This is a genomic window from Bartonella sp. CL436QHHD (genome assembly GCF_042195105.1).
GTDB lineage: Bacteria > Pseudomonadota > Alphaproteobacteria > Rhizobiales > Rhizobiaceae > Bartonella.
Genome location: NZ_JBHINR010000023.1, coordinates 149,359 through 168,424 on the forward strand (window position 1 = coordinate 149,359; position 19,066 = coordinate 168,424).

The window sequence follows — 19,066 nt, forward strand, 5'->3', positions numbered from 1 at the left end:
AGCGTTATAAAATTTTATTATTAAAGGATTATCCTTTATATGCAGTGATAACAAGACTCATATTTTGACCACCAAATCCAAATGAGTTTGACAAAACCGCATTGACACAGGCCTTACGGCTATGATGAGGAACAACATCTAAAGGGATCGCAGGGTCAGGATTATCATAATTTATTGTCGGTGGAAGTATCCCCGATTGAATGGTTAAAAGCGAAAAAACCGCTTCTATTGCACCAGCAGCAGTTAATGTATGCCCAATCATTGATTTATTAGAAGAGACTGGAATATGCTTTAAAAGATCACCGAATACTGTTGATAATGCAAGATATTCCATTTTCTCATTTTCAGGTGTTGAAGTTCCGTGGGCATTAATATAGTCAATTTCATTGATGGTTATTTTTGCATCGTCTAAAGCTTTGCGAACGGATTCAATTGCTGGTGATGCATCGGGTTTTGAACGTGTACGGTGAAAGTCATCGGCGGTTTCTCCACAGCCAGCTAAAATTCCTAAAACTGTAGCATTACGGTTTAATGCGCTTTGAAGAGATTCAAGAACAAGAGCGCCTGAGCCTTCTGCCATAACAAAACCATCTCGATCACGGCTAAAGGGTTTTGCTGCTTTTTCTGGAGGCTCATTCTGAGTTGAAAGAGCAGATAGTAACGAAAAACGGATGAGAGATTCTGCTGAAACTGATCCATCTGTCGCAATTATGAGAGCTCGATTTGTTTCTCCCCGTCTAATAGACTCAACACCTAATTGAATTGCTGTTGCACCAGATGCACAGGCAGTGGAAAGTGTAACAGGAAGTCCTTTTGTGCCAAATGTTTTTTGAAGTTTTTCTGCAATTGCACCAAATTGTGTGGCTTCAAAAAGCGTCTCATGGAGTTTATCCTTACAGACTTTAAGAAGATGTGCATAAGAAGGCTCATTATTGAATTCTTCCTCTTGATCAAGACTAAAACGTGCTTTCCATTCAAGTTCAACAGGAGGAGCAGCTAGAAAGAGTGGTCCATTAAATTTTTTTTTATCAATAGCAGCTTGTTCTAAAGCTTCTTCAGCAGAAAGATGTGCAAGCTTCTCAGAGAGAGCTGAAGCACCAAGTGTACTTTCTTTAAGAAAATCAATTGTTCCAGCAATATATGTATTTAATCCCTCAACGGGAAAACGTGTTATTTTGTGGATACCACTTACACCACTTGTTAATTTTTGCCAATTTTCATGTTTCCCTTGTCCCAGTGATGTGACAATGCCTGCACCAGTTATTGCTACAAGTGGACGCCCAAAATGATCATGATATTTCACTATAGAAATTCCCCTTCAAACAGCTGTAAGACGCACAATACCTTCAGCTCTTTTTATACCAATAGTTGTAACAAATATTTCACGTACTTCTTTAGAAAAAGGTTTTTCATGAGGACTTAACGCTGGAAAACAATGTTTTTTTTCAATTGAAAGTGCTGCAAGAGCTAGAGCTAGAGGAAATTGTGCTTCCCTCATATAACCAAATAATGTTGTAATGCCACGATAAGATAGATCAGCATTATCAAGAGCATTTTGTTCTGCTTTTGTTGCTTCGTGAGCTCCTGAGGCTGCTGAAATGGCTAAGGCAGATTTAGCGCCAGCAGTTTTCAACATTGTTGCAATTGACTCTCTAAGTGGAATTTTGGTTCTATCTGTTTGGTCTGTAATAATTTGGTTAATTTCAGCATAAGCACGTGCATTGCGTTTTTTGGCATGTTCTCCACTTTCAATAACTAGGAAGATACCACCAGAACCGGCTATGATACCGCCGCCGGGGTGGATTTCACGATCCCACACTGGGCTCCATCCATTATGGGTTAAAAGACCACCAAGCTCATGCGCCAACAACATATCATAACTTTGTGCATTATAGGAACTTCCTACAAGAGCATGGGTGCTTTGACCTGATTTAATACGAGCTACAGCAATTTGAAGTGCAGAAAGACCACTGCCTTCTTCTCCCATAAATGTACGAGATGATCCAGTGACTTTATGAACAATTGAAATGTTTCCTGCCAAAAGGTTTGAAAGTTGTGCCAAAAATAATGTTGGGCGAAGTTCAGTTGAAAGAGCAACATTTAACATAGAGGTATGATCGGCAACTGCGCGCGCTTTAGAAAGAATCTGTGTATCAACAGTAATATCACGTTCTCCCCCACTTGCAGCTACGATCATATCCATTGTTGAAGTGAGTTGTTCATTATTTTTCATGCCGGCATCATCAAGAGCAAGACCAGCCGCATAGGTACCAAGACGCTGCCATGTTCCCATTTGCCGTTGATCACTTTTTTTAGGAATTTGTAAACTCCAATCAATTTCGGGCAATTTATGAACCGTGTAGGGTGAAAAAGTTGTATAATCTAGGTTTGGTGTACGGATTGGATCATTTAAGAGATTCCAATGTTGATCAGTTCCTTCCCCCAGAGAGCTTATGAGACCTATACCAGTGATGAATACAGATTGATCATGCATGGCGAAAAAACTACTCCGCCTGTTTTAAGGCAACGAGATCATCAATTTTTGCACAAAGGTTTTTAAGAACAAAGTATTCTTCTGTTGCAACGGTACCTTCGTTGACTTCTTGTGTCCATTGTTCTAGAGGGACTTTTATTCCGAAAGCTTTATCAATAGCGAAAACAATATCAAGAAAATCAAGACTGTCGATTCCTAGATCGTCAATTGTATGACTTTCAGGTGTAATTGTATTGCGATCAATTTCACTGATTTCTGCAATGATATCAGCAACTTTATCAAACGTGGAAGGCAATGTACGGATTCCTTATTATAGAGTTAGTAAATTCAAAATACATTTAATATTGTTCTTCTAGCCTTTTTTCTCTTTTAAAAAAAGACTTAATCCAAAATATAGCTGTCTTTATCTATAGAGAAAAGAGGTTTACAGTACATGAAATACTATATCTCAATATTTAAAAAACTTTGAAATTTTATTACGCATTTATTTTACGAGACTATTTTTTCTATTGGCAGCAAGGACAGCAAGGGCTGTTATATTAACAACTCCCCGGGAAGTTACTGAAGGTGTTAAGATATGGGCGGGACGTGCTGCCCCGATTAGAATAGGACCAACATGGAGTGCATTTGTGAGGCTTTTAACAGTGTTTAGCGTGATATTGGCTGAATCAAGTGTTGGAAAGACAAGCAAATTAGCTTCACTTTTAAGACGAGAATTAGGAAAAACACGATCACGAAAAACTTTGGAAAGGGCAGCATCAGCATGCATTTCACCATCTGCTTCTAAATCAGGGTGTAATTTGGCAAGAATTTCTGTTGCACGTCGCATTTTACGCGCACTTTCTGTGTTTTTAGAACCAAAGTTTGAGTGTGATAATAAGGCTGCTTTTGGTGTTATTCCAAATGCTTCAACTTCTTGAGCTGCCAACACAGTCATTTCAGCGATTTCTTCTGCAGAAGGATTTTCATTGACGTAAGTATCTGTAAGGAAAAGAGTACGTTGTTGAGAGATAAGCAAACTCATAGCAGAAAAACGGTGAACATTAGGATCAAGACCGATAATTTGTTCAATCAATTCAAGTTGGCGTTCAAAGCGTCCTTCTAAGCCGCAAATCATTGCATCTGCTTCTTCACGCATAACGGCAAGGGCAGCAATAGCCGTTGTTGATGTTCTCACTACTGTTTTTGCCATTTCAGGCGTAACACCACGCCTTCCTGTATAATGAAAAAATAAATTAACATAATCACGAAAACGTGGATCATCTTCAGGGTTTGTTAATTCAAAATCTATACCGGGACGAATTCTTAAACCAAAGCGTTTTAATCTTGCTTCTACGACATGTGGACGGCCGATAAGGAGGGGCGTTGCTGTTTGTTCTTCAATGACAACTTGTGCTGCACGAAGGACGCGTTCATCTTCACCATTGGCATAGATGACGCGTTTACGTTTTGCTGTTTTTGCTGCAGCAAAAACAGGTTTCATTGTTAAACCAGAAAGAAAGACAAATCGATTGAGGATATCATAGTAGGCTTCCATATCTTCAATGGGACGAATGGCGACACCTGTTGCCATTGCTGCTTTAGCAACAGCGGGAGCAATACGCAGTATTAAACGCGGATCAAAAGGAGAGGGGATCAGATAGTCTGGTCCAAAATTGGGTGGTTCTTTTGAGTATGCACGTGCTACAACATCTGAAGTTTCTTCACGTGCAAGGGCAGCAATCGCATGAACAGCGGCCATTTTCATTTCTTCATTAATTGCACTAGCACCTACGTCTAATGCACCACGGAAGATATAGGGAAAACAAAGGACATTATTAACTTGATTGGGATAATCAGAGCGTCCTGTGCAGATCATTGCATCTGGTCGTATAGAGCGTGCTTCTTCAGGCATAATTTCTGGTACTGGATTAGCCAGCGCTAAAATGAGTGGATTTTGAGCCATTCTTTTAAGATATTCAGGCTTTAAAACACCACCCGCAGATAGGCCTAGAAAAATATCCGCATCATCAATAATATCAGATAAAGTTCGTGCGTCCGTTTTTTGTGCGTAATTGATTTTCCAACGATCCATAAGGGTCTTGCGACCTTCATAAACAACTCCCTCTAAGTCACTAAGCCAAATATTTTCAACTTTCGCCCCAAGACGAACCAAAAGATTAAGGCAAGCGAGGGCAGCAGCACCTGCACCTGAGGTAACTATTTTTGCATTTTCAATTTTTTTTCCTGAAAGATTTAAGGCATTTAATACAGCAGCAGAAACAATAATGGCAGTTCCATGTTGGTCATCATGAAAAACTGGAATTTTCATTTTAGCACGAAGCTTTTCTTCGATGTCAAAACATTCAGGAGCCTTAATGTCTTCAAGATTAATACCACCAAATGTAGGTTCTAAGGTCGATATTGTTTGTACCATTTGTTCTATATCGGATGCATCAATTTCAATATCAAAAACATCAATATTCGCAAATTTTTTAAATAAAACGGCCTTGCCTTCCATAACTGGCTTGGAAGCGAGTGGACCAATGTTTCCTAAACCAAGAACAGCAGTTCCATTGGATATAACAGCGACTAAATTAGCACGGGAGGTATATTGAGCAGCAAGATTGGGATCTTCATGAATCGCAAGACATGGTGCTGCAACGCCTGGAGAATAAGCAAGAGCTAAATCACGTTGATTATCAAGAGGTTTTGTTGCTTGTATTTCCAATTTTCCAGGTTTTGGGTGTTGGTGATAAAAAAGTGCGGCACTGTCAAGTTCAGCTTTTGGTGAACTGAAATCACTATTTCGTTCTCTAGACATTTTTATGATATCCAAGTTAGCGTATGTGTATATGAGATGTTCCATCTACGATAAGGTTTTGTCCACTAATAGATCCTCATTTCTCTGAATATCAAAATGCATGAGTATGAGAAAACTCTTCTGGATCGTAAAACCAGTTTGATGATTCTTTTTGTTTGTGCACAATGAATAATTTCATTGATAGCAGCACGATTAGCTTTTTCTTTCCTTAATAAAACGCGTAAAAATTGATTAGTCTACAAACAAATAAAATATTACTAATGATTACATTACCAAGCCATTATTTTTTTTGCAATGCTTACAAATTAAGGAAAAAAAAGAAGAGTGTTTTCTATTAACTTCATCTTCTTTATTTAAATTTCTATAGGGAGATAGAAGAAATTTTAAATAACAATTTGCAATTTATAAATTGTTTTTGCAGCTATTTAAAAGGAAACTGGAACTTTAAAAATGGAAGTCATTTTGTTTATTATTCAATTGAACTCTTAATAATGCGAGCTGTATATTTTTAATATACTTACAAATCTGTGTTTTAATAAACGAAAAGTATATCCGAAACAGCTGTAATTGCATGTTTTATACCTAAAGTTCATATATTCCGTATAATGCGTTACTTTATAATTTATAATGAATCATCTCGTATATTGAATAGAAAATTTGAATACAATAAGCTTCTTTTATTTCAAATTCACCTAATATAATAAAAAAACATTTACTTACATAATTCAAACGAGAGTAATATGTGGATAAAAACATTAAAAAAATAAATAGAAGTGTTTCTATAAGCTATTTTAATACAAAAGCATGAATTTTTTTCACAATTAATAAAAATAATTATTACCGATTTTGTACCTTTATGAAACTATGAAAAATAAAGAAGTTAAGAAAAAGATAAGGAAATAGAAAACATGCTTTATCATTCTTAGAATGATATGTTGTTTGATAAGCCATTACGCTTCTTTAGGGTTATTGCTTAGGATATCAAAGAAAACTCGCATGCCAATTATCCCAACCTTTGAAGTACAAAGCTACAGTTGAAAGAAAAGTACTCTATGATAAGCCATTAAAACAACTGGAGAGAGAGAGAAAGTGGAAAAAATATTTTTTCCACTTTTCTTATTTGTTATTGGATTCGACCACTTGCATGAGCAAGCATAGTGTAAACTTTTCCGGTATCTGATATCAAGTACTTGCGAACTGAGTTGGAAGAGCCAGAACTGCGCGATATATCACGTAAGAGCTTTTCGAAATCTGTAACATATTGATTCACTGAACGTTTAAACCCAAAATCGCTCATATATTTTTTCTTAATCATTTCAAATATTTTTTGTCCATTTAAGGTGTAAAGGCGTTCTGTTACGATGTTTTTTTGTCCACGTTGATAATGATCCCATAGCTCAACAATGGCATTGTGATTAATAGCTTGCACTATACCAGAAGCTAATGAATTAAGAGAGCAGTTTGCAGGAGATGGTTTTGTTTGCACTGATGTTAAAACATCATCACTAGGGGGAGCATCATAAAATGTTTCTTCACGTGAAGCTCTTTCTAAGAGATTTGATACCCATTTATTTGGTCTTTTTTTGCTTTGATCTTGTTGCAAGATAGGCTTAGGTGGCACAATCTTTTTAACAGACTCAGTGGAACTGTCACTTTTTTGATTAAATATTGATGATGTAGGAAATGCTGATATTAGCTGTTTTTGTACGCTCTTTTGATCATTTTGTATAACACTGACTAAATCTTGTAACGCTGTAATCTGTTCATTCAAAGCTGTGCGAATTGTTTGCGTTGTTTCTTTTGTTTTTTCTGGAAGTTTTTTTACATTTTCATTGATATCATTATTAATCTTTGAAAGCTCTAAACGAACTTCATCAGCGGAGCGACGTATATCTTCTGCTGCTTCTGAAAAACGCGTTGATGCTTCACTAATAAGCTTATTAAGTGATTGTTGGAATGAATTTGTGGAGTTACGCGCATTCTTATCAGAGCGTTCAAGTGCTAAGTTGAAGATTTTTTCATAATGCCCAATCATTTGATTAATTTCATGAGACTTTGAAACAAGAGCATCGCTTAATACAGAAAGCGTATTATGTTTTTCTTCAAGTGTTGCACTAAGTGAATTTTCAGACTGTTCAAGAACATGAATAGTTTGGGAAAGTGTCTTTGCATGTTCACCAAAACTGCTCGTTATATGATTAATTTGTTCAAAGGTACTCTTTGAAAGTCCTTGCAGAATTTCAACATTAGTATTGAGCGCTTGATTTGAGGCTGACAAACGCTCTGCTACTTGGTCCGTGTTGCGGAAAAAATTATTCGTACTCTCATTAAACTGCCCATCAATATTTTGAACAGCCGATAATAAAACATTACTATTTTCGTGAAAATTGTGAATTGATTGATTCAACTGTGTTAAGATGGATGAGACATTATTAACAAGCTCTTCCTTCATAATCGTTATTGTTTGAAGTGTTTCAGAGTTGGCTTTGGTTAAGCTATTCACTAAAGATTCATTATGTGCATAAATTCTTTGTTCAGCATCTTGTGTGGAAAGAGAGAGTTGTTCACCGATATGCTGTGTTAAAGAATCAATTGATTCTGTCGTATTTTGCGCTGCTTGATTTAAGTGATTTGTAAGCTCTGTTATTTTTCCAACATGTTGTGAAATTTGTGTTGTTGTTTGATTTCCAGCATCTTCCAGACGGCTCGTGACATCAGAGAGCTGATATCCTAAATTATTTTTAAGATTTTGCATAGAGTGATGAAGAACATCACAGCGTTCATTAAGGACTTGCTCTATTGCTGTTGTTGATGTGTGAATAGTTTCATTCAATAATGCTTGTGCATTATGACTGGCTGTTGCGAAAGCTTCGACAGTATGTGCTGTTTGTTCAGACAGAACGGACAGAACTTTTTCACTGGTATCATAAACAGTTTTTTTGACATTTGATACAATGCGATTGCCTGATTCTGAGAGAATATTTTCTGCTTGTGCAGTAACATTTGTAACAGATGAAAGAATTTGTTCACTCGTAGAAGAAAGAATATCAGAAGCTTTTATAATCTTATTATGCAGGTTATCTGTAACTGTATTAACAGAGTCTTCTAAGGTTACACGCATATTGTCAACACTACTTTCCAGCGCTTGTTGAATTATCTGACTTTGCTCATTATTAAGAATGAGAGACGTTTTTAACGTGTCAGAACGTTCCTCAATAACAGATGTTTGCATATCAATGGCTTCACAGATTTGGCTGAATTTTTCAGATAATGTTTCCTCTAGCGTTGTTGTTCGTTCAAAAATTTTGTGTGCACGATCTTCTAGATCTGTATCAAATGATTCCATACGTGTTTCAAGGGTTTCAAAGAAAACACCACTCGATTGAGAAAGAGTATTCTTTAAAATTTCGGCATGGTTTTCAAGGTTTCTGATATGATCTTGAACCGTTTCAGTAATGTTTTTATTATTGGCGACAATTGCACTCTCAACTAAATCTATTTGTTGTTTCAATGCAACATCGACACGTATATCACTTTTTGCAATGAGGTTATGGATTGTTTCCATGCGTTGCTCAAGTGTGCGTGCTTGATCGGCAAGAACTTCATTGAGAGAAAAACTATTAATCGCTAAAGAGTCGCGCAGAGCATCGGCACGGATATCAATATTTCTCGCCTGTGCTTCTAAAGCATCTTGGGTTGTATTGCAGCTTTGTACAATGACATCTTGTAGCTTTTCAGTGCATTGAATGATGTTTGTAATATGATTTTCAGCTTGTTTATCAACGACTTGAACATTATCAGCCAAAACTTTTTCAATATGAGAAGTATTTTGGGACAAAACATCAATTTGATTTCTTAATGTATCCGCAATTTTATTTTTCTCGTTATCGAGCATGTCTGCCATAAGAGCTCGTTGATCAGAAAGTTGTACTTTAAAATCTTGTGAACGTTCTTGTATGATATCAACAATGGCATTGTCGACATATTGAATTTCTTCTCTCAGACTTTCTTTACTTTTATCAATTGCAGAAAGAATGGCTTCACGTCCATTTGTAAATGCATGGGTAATGTCTGCTGTTTTTTCTTGGAGGTTCTCATTTATTTTCAAGACATGAGCTTCCAAGAAATTACCAAGTTTTTCAGCATTATCCTCTAAAGCCTGACTGCGTTCTATAAAGGAATCAATGATGGAATCACTATGTTCTTTAAGAGAAAGATCAACAGTTGCTAAACGTTGTTCAAAGGCTCCAATTGCTTGCGAGGTTACGTTATCAAATTTAGAAGAGAGTTTATGTGCTTGGTCGTCGAGCTTTAAGATCTTCTCATCAAAATTCTGTAGAGATTGATTATTACGATCAATAAGAGCTTTATCCAAGGCTTTAAACTTTTCATCGACAGCGTGCAAAGTTTGATCTGTTACTGCTTGTATATGTGTTGCAATTTTAGCAACATGTACTTCCGCTTTTTCAGCTGTTTCATTAAAGGTTTTTTCTATTTGTTTTTCATTATGATCAAATCGTTTTGCAAAACCATCAAAGTTTTTTCCTAATTCATGAAAAAATTCCGTGTTTTTCTGCTGAATTTGTGTTGTTGTTTTGTTAAATTTTTCAACAAGTTGATTTGTTACGCCATCACCGGCATAGGAAAGTTTTTCAACAAGGTCTTCACCTTGTTTTTGTAAAGTTTGAGAAAGGGTTTGTGCAAGCTTTTCAACATTGGTCACAATGTTAGAGGTAACCAAACCAAATTCATCACTCAGTTGTTCTTGGGTTCCTTTAATTGTTGATTGTACGCGATCTGCGTGATTCAAAATGGCTATGCGTTCATTACTCAATTCTTTGATTAATGTGTGAATGCGTGATTCATTCTCAGCATAGGCTTGTTCTAGATTGTGAACTTCACCTTGTATGATTGCTTCAAGTTCAACAGCACGTCCGAGGGTACGTTCAATACCTTCGTTCATTGCCGCTACTTCTTCACGAATGGTTTGCCCTATAGCAATAGCTTGTTTTTCAGATAGATGTTGTGGTTCACTAAGGCGCTGTGCAGCATTGGTCATAAGAAGCGCAATATTATGCAAGTCGTTTGAACGTTTTGTTAATTGAGCAACGCCCCAAGATATAAGGATAGGAATTGCTGTTCCGGCTGCTACAGCAAGTCCTGTTGGGGATGTAACAAAAGTGCTGATATTGGATAAGGAGCTGAGTCCGGTAGGTGCGAGCTTATGCGCAATAAAAGCTCCTCCCGTTGCCCATAAAGCACTAAGCGCTGTTGTATACCAGTAGACTCGAGAGGAAGAACGCTGCTTGAATGGTCCAAAATTTACAGGGGTTGTTATATCATCATTTGCAGGAAGAAGTTTTGTAGGCAATAATGTATTATGAACAGTTCCACCTGAAATATCAGGTGAAGGTTTTGGAGCAAAAAGCTGTTCAACAACGGATTTATCAATAACAGCTTCATCATGAATATTAGAAACAAAAGTTGACGTACCGTTTTCAGCAAAAAATTCTTCTTCTGCCATTGCAATTTTTTGAATCAGATCATCGACATTAACAACATTTTCAGAATTATTGGATGATATCGTTTCAAATCCTGTGTCATCGAAATCAAAGTTCATAGCTTTTGTGAGGGCTTCTTCAACTTCAACTTCAAATGTTTGCAATTTGGTTCTGCGTGCCATACTCGCCTCGTACTCTTACAGCCGGAAAAGGGATACGTCCTCTTCCACATAATTTCTATATACTAGCTGTTAATTATTTAGAAAGGAATATGCTTAGGGAAAAATTTTAAAAACTTATCAAGATAAAGTTAACGCAGTTTCTTATACCCTGTTTAAAAATGTTATAAAATATAGTAAAAACAATTTATTATTTAAATCTAACAAAAACAAAAACACTGTTTACAACTTGTGTTTATAAAAAGCTTTATAAGCCGGTAGTCTTTGAAATAAGGACAATTTAATAGCAGTTATATATACAGTAAGGTGCGAACGCCTCTCTTTAATACCGATAATCGTTAATAAATGTTGTTGTCCGCTTACTTTTATTGATTCTAAACGAAGCAGTTTCATCATCACATATAGTCTGTAATAGCTTAGGACGTATAAAAGTATGCCTTTGAATTGTAAGTTCATAAAAAAGTAAACGTGGAAAAATTTTTAATTTAATATAGCTTTTCGTAAGCTGTACTTTATTATTGCCTTAAAGAGCCGTTTTTTCTCTAATTTCAGTTGTTTGTTGCTGAATTTTGAAGCTTCTACGTTGACAATTGGATATTTTTCAGTCGATATGCATGCACGAATATTTTATGCAATCTAGATAAAGGTGTAAGAATAATGGCAGAGCGATCACAACACCTACAAGATGTGTTTTTAAATACGGTGCGTAAGCAAAAAATTTCCCTTACAATTTTTCTTGTCAATGGCGTTAAACTCACGGGTATTGTAACTTCATTTGATAATTTTTGTGTTCTTTTACGCCGAGATGGACACGCGCAATTGGTTTATAAGCATGCTATTTCTACGATTATGCCTGGGCAGCCTGTACAGATGTTTGAGGGTGAAAGTCCTGAGTAAACATATCATTTTAAGATAGACCTCTTATCCCATTTTAAAAGTACTTAGATTGCTATGATAAATGAAAATGAGAGATTAGGAGGGGTATTTGCGCAGAACACAGGACAGGTGCGCGCACTTGTTTTGATACCGTTTTTTCAAGAAAATAGAAGTGAAAGCTCTTTGAGAGAGTGTTCTGTATCTTCTCGTGTTAAAGAGTCATTAGGGTTAGCGCGTGCTATAGGGTTAGAAGTTGTTAATTATGAAACGATTAATATTGCAACGCCTCGCTCTGCGACTCTCTTTGGAAAAGGTAAAGTAGATGCGTTAACCTGTTATATAGATGAATATTCTATTGAGCTTGCGATTGTAGATCACTTTTTAACGCCAGTACAGCAGCGTAATTTAGAAAAATTATGGAATTGTAAAGTTATCGATAGAACGGCTTTGATTCTTGAAATTTTTGGGGATCGTGCACGAACAAAAGAAGGAGTTTTGCAAGTAGAGTTAGCGCGTTTGTCCTATCAAAAAGGGAGGCTTGTGCGTAGTTGGACACACTTGGAAAGGCAACGGGGAGGGCGTGGCTTCCTAGGTGGACCTGGTGAGACGCAAATTGAAGCAGATAGGCGTCTTTTACAAGAGAAAATTATTCGTATTCGCCGCGAATTAGAAACGGTTATTAAAACACGTGCACTTCATAGAGCAAAAAGGAAAAAAACATCTTATCCTGTTGTGGCACTGGTAGGATATACGAATACAGGAAAGTCAACTCTCTTTAACCGTTTAAGCGGTGCAGATGTTTTAGCAAAAAATATGTTATTTGCAACGCTTGATCCGACTTTGCGCAAAGTTGTCCTTCCCCATGGAAAAACTATTCTTTTGTCTGATACTGTAGGGTTTATTTCTAATTTGCCAACAAATTTGATTGCAGCTTTTAGAGCAACCCTTGAAGAAGTGGTTGAAGCGGATCTCATTCTTCATGTAAGAGATATGTCAGATCTTGATCATCGAGCACATGCCCAAGATGTTTTAGAAGTGCTTTCAAGTCTTGATATCGATATTGATGATATGGAGCATATCATAGAAGTTTGGAACAAGATTGATATGTTGGATGGGCAAGCATTGAGTGTTTTACAAACAAGCGCAAAAACACGATTAAATCCTGCTCTCATGGTATCAGCACTTAAAGGGGATGGACTTGATCAATTATTAAGAGCCATTGAAATGCGAATTTTTGGAGAGGTGCAAAGCATTGAATATCTTTTACAGCCTCATGAAATGTCGCTTATCGATTGGTTTTATGAAAACTCTGCGGAAATAGTGCAAGAAGGACATGATGATGGGTCTATTACCATTAGAGCCGTTATTACTTCTGAAGCAAAAAAGCAATTAGAGAATATCAAAAAAAATATGAATTAAGTTCTTTAAAGCTATTGTTGAACATTTATGCTTAAATTTTATGTTTTTCTTATCTCAAAATAATATGACAGCAAATTAAGAGGATAGTTACTACTTTCTCTTAATAAAACAATATGAAGAAGTATTTTGCTGGTTAAAATAAAGATGAGTCTTAAGTGTAATAAAAGACTATTCGTACGTACCGTATGGCGAAGCATTTTGATTGTTTTGCTATTACAAATGCTATGTGTATCTTTGATTTGGTTGTATTATTTTGTCCAGCCCCGTGGTTACCAAGCAACTTTAGTATTTTCATTATCTGATTCTGTAGGAAAACCATTACCAATTAAAAAGCAAGACGATGTTATCGCTTTTTTGTTTTCACAGCCTATGTTCTTCAATGATTCGAATTTTTCTTTAAGCGCTTCTTATAAGAAAAAAAATCATGAAAATATCCATTTATCGCGTCATGGTGATTTTATCGATCTTACTTTTGAAGCCGAGACACTTGAAGCAGCTCAACGTGGTTTGGAAATTTGGTTTTCCGCATTTTCACAAGCAATCATAAAACAGAAACAATTTTTGTTAAATGATAAATTAGAAGACAAACAATATGATAATACTGCAATCGTTAATATCGTGCAGGAATTTCGTAAATCTGTTGATTCTTTTATTCAGCATGGTGTAAAACAAACAGAGCTTCATGATCTTTCGATGCAATTAACGCAAGCAACTTTAAAGCGTATTCATTTAACAAGTTTGAATTCAACAATTAATATGATGCGTGAAAATGGGCAGTCTTTACTGTCTTTATCGTTTATTGCAGGCAATTCAGCAATTGTTTCTCTGGAATCTAAACGTGACCTCTTGGAAACACAAAGAGCACATATGGCTGCGCAATTGGGGTGGACACATCCTCAAATTAAAGCGATGACTGCAGAATTAGAGACAGTTTCTCATCAATTAAAAAATAAAATTTTACAAATCGTTTATCAAGTTCATTCAGATGAGGTTATTGCAACGGAATTAGAAAAACAGCTCAAAAAAAGAATGAACTTTTTTGTAAAAGATCAATCCCAATCTTTGAATGAAATATTTAACGAGTTTGAAAATAAAATAAAAGCAGCAGTCGATGCACAAAATGAAGCGATGAGCAAGTCTGCTCAACGAAGAGAAAAAATTATTGATTCATATCGGAGATTGAGTGATGATCCTCTTCTCTTACAAAATACAAATATCCACGTGGTTATGCCAACAACGTTAGCACCAATTTCTTTTATGGCTCTTTATGGAAAAAATATTCTTGTGAGTGCATTGGCCAGCTTCCTTACTCTTTTGCTAGGAATATTGTTATTTTATCCGTGCTTTAAAAGCAAAAAAGACCAACTCTCAGAAGAGGATTTGAGATCAAAAGAAAATGCTCTTAAGAAGAATGAGAGTATTTTAGTCTCTCAAGAAATGAAAAATTTTGAAGCTTTTATTACGATAGAGGGATTATCTGATGTTTTGAAATGGCGTGCTTCAACCATTGTTTCAATCATTGGACCAGAGGCTGCACGGACAGCGGCAAAGCTTTCACTTCATCTCACAAAAGAGAATAAAACAATTTTGTTGGTCGATATTTCTGGTCAACAAATAGAGAAAGTCATTGGCCCACATCGCGGACTGAGTGATATTTTAACGGGCAATGCCAAGTTGCATGATGTTATTTACCGTGATTATGATACGGGGGTTGATATTCTTCCTCAGGGGTTAACAAGTGCTATTTCTGCACAAGATTTTTCAAATGATATTTCTCATATATTACAAGAATTTAAAAAAGAATATGATTTTATCATCCTAGAGATGGCAAGTGAACCAAAATATGGATTTGAGCAATTTGCAGAGCTAACAGACTATTATATTTGTAATACTGTTCTTAATGAACAAGAATGGATGATGCGGATGGTAGACAGCTTTCCAAAGACTGTTTATCGCATTGTTGCATCATAAGCTTCATAAAAAAGAAATATGTATCGCATGTTATAGTGGTACGCTTGTTTTTTGCTAAAGTTGTAGTACATACTAAAATAGACAAAGAGTTAATGTTTAAATTTTAAAATGCATTTTAGTTGGAGAGAAGCGTGGGGCAATCAGAGATGGCAGTAAAGAGATTAAACAATAGCATTTTAACACCTGTGCAAAAGAAAAATAGAAAACAAATACAGGTGTGGCTTTACTCTATTTTATTGCTTTGTTTGGCAATTGTCTTAGTGGGTGGCGCTACTCGTTTGACGGGATCAGGATTATCTATAACGGAATGGAAGCCAATACATGGCGTTATTCCACCGATTGGTGTGGATCAATGGCAAGAGGAATTTTTAAAATATCAACAGATAGCACAGTATAAGCTGCTTAATCCTGATATGACTTTAAGTGCTTTTAAGGTCATTTTTTGGTGGGAATGGGCGCATCGTTTTCTTGGGCGTCTTGTTGGTCTTGTTGCTTTATTGGGGCTCATTTGGTTTTGGGCGACTAAGCGTGTTGAAAAAAATATCTTACTTCCGCTTATTGTCGTGCCTATTCTTATCGCCTTTCAAGGCTTTATTGGTTGGTGGATGGTTGCTTCAGGGATTGGGCAAAGTAATTTAACAAGTGTGAGCCAATATCGTTTGGCATTTCATCTTATAACGGCATGTTTTGTTATTGTTTTTGTTACTTATTTATCTCGAGGACTTGCAGAATACTCAGAAAAGCCAGCAAATCAAAAGGTGCAATATTTTGCGGCTTGGCTTGTTATTCTCGTCTTGATAGAGATTTATTTCGGAGCTTTGGTTGCAGGGCTTCATGCTGGAAAAGTCTATAATACATGGCCGCTTATGGATGGGCAGATTATTCCTGATGGATTGTTGCAGCATCGTCCTGTTTGGCTCAATTTATTCGAAAATTCCTTAATGGTTCAATTTATTCATCGGTTTTTTTCTTATTTTTTATTTATTGTCTCAGTTGTTCATGCTTTCTATGTACAAAAAAATGTTCCACATTCCACCCATTCTCGTCGTGCATTTCTTATCTGTGTTATGATTATTATCCAAGCACTCTTGGGTATCTTAACACTGTTACATGAGGTTCCGATAAGTTTAGGGCTCATTCATCAAAGTATGGCACTAGCAGTGTTATGTTTTGCGGTTGCGCACTGGCGAGCAACAAAAGGGGCATATCGCGTTGTTGAATAAAAGTTTGTGTTTAAGGAGGTTTAGTCGCTTGAAAGCATTAAATCGAGGTTTTGTATAGCCGCAGCTGATGCGCCTTTTCCTAAATTATCGAATATGGCGCTGAGATTAAAAATACCTTCACGATCATTTCCAAATACGAACAGTTTCATATCATCTTTATTGGCTAAACACTCTGGATTAAGTCTTTGAAGTGAAGCAGTTTCTTCTTGTGATGCAACTAAAATGGTATTTTGTCCATCGTAATGGTTTGCGAGAATTTCGCGCAAATCAGAACAGTTTGCTGATTTTGTGAATAAATGGCGGTGCAGAGGAAGATTCACAATCATTCCCTGAGAAAAACGACCCACACTTGGTATAAAAAGTGGGGTTTGATTGATTTGTCCATAGATTTTGATTTCTGGCACATGTTTGTGTTCAAGATTAAGACCATAGATAAAATAATTGTCCTGAATATTTTGTTGAGATTGATTTTCCATTTGTAAAATCAACTGTTTCCCACCACCAGTATAGCCGGAGATTGCATTAATCGAGATGGGATAATAGGCGTCTAGTAGTCCTGCTTCACGGAGGGGGCGAATCAAACTAATGGCCCCGGTAGGGTAGCATCCGGGATTGGTTACATAATGTGCAGCTTGGATGCGCTTTCTTTGTCCTGCTGTCATTTCAGGAAAACCGTAAACCCAGTCTGGTGCAACACGGTGGGCTGTCGAGCTATCAATAATCCTAATGTTTTTATTTTTTTTAAGCCAATGAACTGTTTCGCGTGCAGCATCATCTGGAAGACACAAAATAGCAATATCGGCTTGATTAAGATAGTCTTGTCGCAGATGAACATTATGGCGATCTTTATGAGCTAGAGAGAGTAGTTTTAAATCTGTACGCCTTTCTAAGCGTTTTTGTATTTGTAGTCCGGTTGTGCCATGTTCACCATCAATAAAAACTTTGGTTAGCATTCTTATTTGCCTTCGTATTAACTTTGCCTATTATATTCAGCTTTTCACATTATAAATTATTTCTAATCATTAAATTATTGAATTTCTTTAGATTATAGATATTTTTTGTAAAAGGTGTAAACAAATTAAGAGTGTAAAAAAAGAAATGTAATCTCATTTTTACCATTCTTGAGAGGGAAGTTTTTCGCTGTTTTTATAACAAAGAATAAGATAAATATTTGCTTCATTATTTTTGAGTGTAAGTGGTTTAAAATGTTTGGTTTGCATGGTTTGCTGTGTTATCGTTTCTTGACTTTATTTTTTTATGTTAGGAATGTGTTTTATGACTCAGCAAGAAAATGACGCACAAAAGCGCTTTTTTAATGATAGTTTACAAACTGTTGATGGTGCAATTTTTGATGCAATTAGAGGGGAGTTTGAGCGTCAACAACATGAAATTGAACTGATTGCTTCAGAGAACATTGTTTCAAGAGCGGTTCTTGAAGCGCAGGGGTCTGTTTTAACTAATAAGTATGCAGAAGGTTATCCAAGAAACCGCTACTATGGTGGATGTCAATTTGTTGATGTCGTTGAAGATTTAGCCATTGAAAGGGCAAAACAGCTTTTCGGTGCTGCTTTTGCAAATGTACAGCCTAATTCTGGTAGCCAAATGAATCAAGCTGTCTTTTTAGCTTTACTGAAGCCTAATGACACATTTATGGGATTAGATTTAAATGCTGGTGGTCACCTTACGCATGGTTCATCTGTTAATATGTCAGGAAAATGGTTTGATGTTGTTTCCTATGGTGTACGTAGAGAAGATCAGATTATTGATATGGATGAAGTTGAGCAGCTGGCAAAAGAGCGTAAGCCCAAACTTATTATAGCGGGTGGTTCATCTTATCCACGGCTATGGGACTGGAAGCGATTCCGTGAAATTGCAGATGAGATTGGTGCTCATCTACTTGTTGATATGTCTCATATTGCTGGTCTTGTTGCTGGTGGCGTGCATCCTTCACCTGTTCCACATGCGCATATTGTAACAACAACAACACATAAGTCGCTTCGAGGTCCTCGTGGTGGTTTAATATTGACAAATGATGAGGCTTTATCCAAAAAAATTAATTCTGCAATTTTTCCTGGTCTTCAGGGTGGTCCTTTAATGCATGTGATTGCCGCAAAGGCTGTTGCGTTTGAGGAGGCTTTGCGTCCCTCTTTCAAGAGCTACAGTGCCAATGTTGTCGCTAATGCGAAAACTTTAGCAAAAACATTACAGAGTAATGGTTTTAATATTGTTTCTGGTGGTACAGATAATCATTTGTTGTTGGTTGATTTACGTTCCAAAAATCTAACAGGTAAACGTGCTGAATTGGCTTTGGGACGCGCTCATATTACCTGCAATAAAAATGGTATTCCTTTTGATTCTGAAACGCCATCTATAACATCGGGAATTCGTTTGGGATCACCTGCTACCACAACGCGTGGTTTTTTAGAAAAAGAGTTTATTCAAGTTGGTCATCTGATTTCAGAAGTTCTTGATGGTCTTCGGAGCGCAAAAAGTGATGAAGATAATCATGCCGTTGAAATGGCTGTTGAGAAAAAGGTAAAAGATATAACGAATCAATTTCCTCTTTACTCTTATCTTAGCACTTGTTAAGGATACAAAGG

At 36.5% G+C, this 19,066-nt stretch carries 11 protein-coding genes; 5 read left to right on the forward strand and 6 right to left on the reverse strand.

The window, feature by feature from the left end:
* Positions 1-28: 28 nt before the first annotated feature.
* From ACFIKN_RS03000 to ACFIKN_RS03020, 5 genes are all read right to left on the reverse strand, one after another.
* Positions 29-1,303, reverse strand: coding sequence for a beta-ketoacyl-ACP synthase (locus tag ACFIKN_RS03000; RefSeq protein WP_375631263.1), 1,275 nt, complete (start codon positions 1,301-1,303; stop codon positions 29-31).
* A 15-nt stretch (positions 1,304-1,318) separates the two neighbouring features.
* Entirely contained in the window at positions 1,319-2,494 is a 1,176-nt protein-coding gene (locus ACFIKN_RS03005; protein ID WP_375657890.1) for a beta-ketoacyl-ACP synthase, read from the reverse strand.
* 10 nt (positions 2,495-2,504) lie between these two features.
* The gene (locus tag ACFIKN_RS03010) at positions 2,505-2,789 is read right to left on the reverse strand and encodes an acyl carrier protein (protein ID WP_005773457.1); all 285 of its coding nucleotides are present in this window, start codon (positions 2,787-2,789) and stop codon (positions 2,505-2,507) included.
* Between the two features lie 189 nt (positions 2,790-2,978).
* Positions 2,979-5,297: an NADP-dependent malic enzyme gene (locus ACFIKN_RS03015; RefSeq protein WP_375657891.1), complete on the reverse strand. Its 2,319-nt coding sequence runs from the start codon at positions 5,295-5,297 to the stop codon at positions 2,979-2,981.
* Between the two features lie 1,123 nt (positions 5,298-6,420).
* Positions 6,421-10,980, reverse strand: coding sequence for a hypothetical protein (locus ACFIKN_RS03020; protein WP_375657892.1), 4,560 nt, complete (start codon positions 10,978-10,980; stop codon positions 6,421-6,423).
* A gap of 654 nt (positions 10,981-11,634) precedes the next feature.
* Here ACFIKN_RS03020 and hfq point away from each other — a divergent pair.
* From hfq to ACFIKN_RS03040, 4 genes are all read left to right on the forward strand, one after another.
* Positions 11,635-11,874 carry an RNA chaperone Hfq gene (gene hfq / locus ACFIKN_RS03025; RefSeq protein ID WP_005773461.1) on the forward strand — a complete coding sequence of 80 codons (240 nt, stop codon included), beginning with the start codon at positions 11,635-11,637 and terminating at the stop codon, positions 11,872-11,874.
* A 54-nt stretch (positions 11,875-11,928) separates the two neighbouring features.
* A complete protein-coding gene (gene hflX, locus ACFIKN_RS03030) occupies positions 11,929-13,272 on the forward strand; it encodes a GTPase HflX (RefSeq protein WP_273791390.1) in 1,344 nt (447 codons plus the stop codon).
* A 144-nt stretch (positions 13,273-13,416) separates the two neighbouring features.
* On the forward strand, positions 13,417-15,243 hold the full coding sequence (locus tag ACFIKN_RS03035) for a hypothetical protein (RefSeq protein WP_375657893.1): 1,827 nt from the start codon (positions 13,417-13,419) through the stop codon (positions 15,241-15,243).
* A 146-nt stretch (positions 15,244-15,389) separates the two neighbouring features.
* Positions 15,390-16,466 (forward strand): COX15/CtaA family protein, encoded by a 1,077-nt coding sequence (locus tag ACFIKN_RS03040; protein WP_375631268.1) that lies wholly within the window; start codon positions 15,390-15,392, stop codon positions 16,464-16,466.
* Positions 16,467-16,486: 20 nt separating this feature from the next.
* On the opposite strand, the gene argC is transcribed toward ACFIKN_RS03040, so the two are convergent.
* A complete protein-coding gene (argC, locus tag ACFIKN_RS03045; RefSeq protein WP_273791387.1) occupies positions 16,487-17,419 on the reverse strand; it encodes an N-acetyl-gamma-glutamyl-phosphate reductase in 933 nt (310 codons plus the stop codon).
* Positions 17,420-17,741: 322 nt separating this feature from the next.
* On the opposite strand from argC, the gene glyA reads away from it, so the two are divergent.
* The gene (gene glyA / locus ACFIKN_RS03050; RefSeq protein WP_273791386.1) at positions 17,742-19,055 is read left to right on the forward strand and encodes a serine hydroxymethyltransferase; all 1,314 of its coding nucleotides are present in this window, start codon (positions 17,742-17,744) and stop codon (positions 19,053-19,055) included.
* Positions 19,056-19,066: the final 11 nt, after the last annotated feature.

Excerpts from the sequence above, each read along its gene's own strand:
- glyA (WP_273791386.1), top strand. The coding sequence starts at position 17,742 with ATGACTCAGCAAGAAAATGACGCACAAAAGCGCTTTTTTAATGATAGT.
- hfq (WP_005773461.1), top strand. The coding sequence starts at position 11,635 with ATGGCAGAGCGATCACAACACCTACAAGATGTGTTTTTAAATACGGTG.
- argC (WP_273791387.1), bottom strand. The coding sequence starts at position 17,419 with ATGCTAACCAAAGTTTTTATTGATGGTGAACATGGCACAACCGGACTA.
- ACFIKN_RS03040 (WP_375631268.1), top strand. The coding sequence starts at position 15,390 with ATGGCAGTAAAGAGATTAAACAATAGCATTTTAACACCTGTGCAAAAG.
- hflX (WP_273791390.1), top strand. The coding sequence starts at position 11,929 with ATGATAAATGAAAATGAGAGATTAGGAGGGGTATTTGCGCAGAACACA.
- ACFIKN_RS03035 (WP_375657893.1), top strand. The coding sequence starts at position 13,417 with ATGAGTCTTAAGTGTAATAAAAGACTATTCGTACGTACCGTATGGCGA.
- ACFIKN_RS03020 (WP_375657892.1), bottom strand. The coding sequence starts at position 10,980 with ATGGCACGCAGAACCAAATTGCAAACATTTGAAGTTGAAGTTGAAGAA.
- ACFIKN_RS03015 (WP_375657891.1), bottom strand. The coding sequence starts at position 5,297 with ATGTCTAGAGAACGAAATAGTGATTTCAGTTCACCAAAAGCTGAACTT.
- ACFIKN_RS03005 (WP_375657890.1), bottom strand. The coding sequence starts at position 2,494 with ATGCATGATCAATCTGTATTCATCACTGGTATAGGTCTCATAAGCTCT.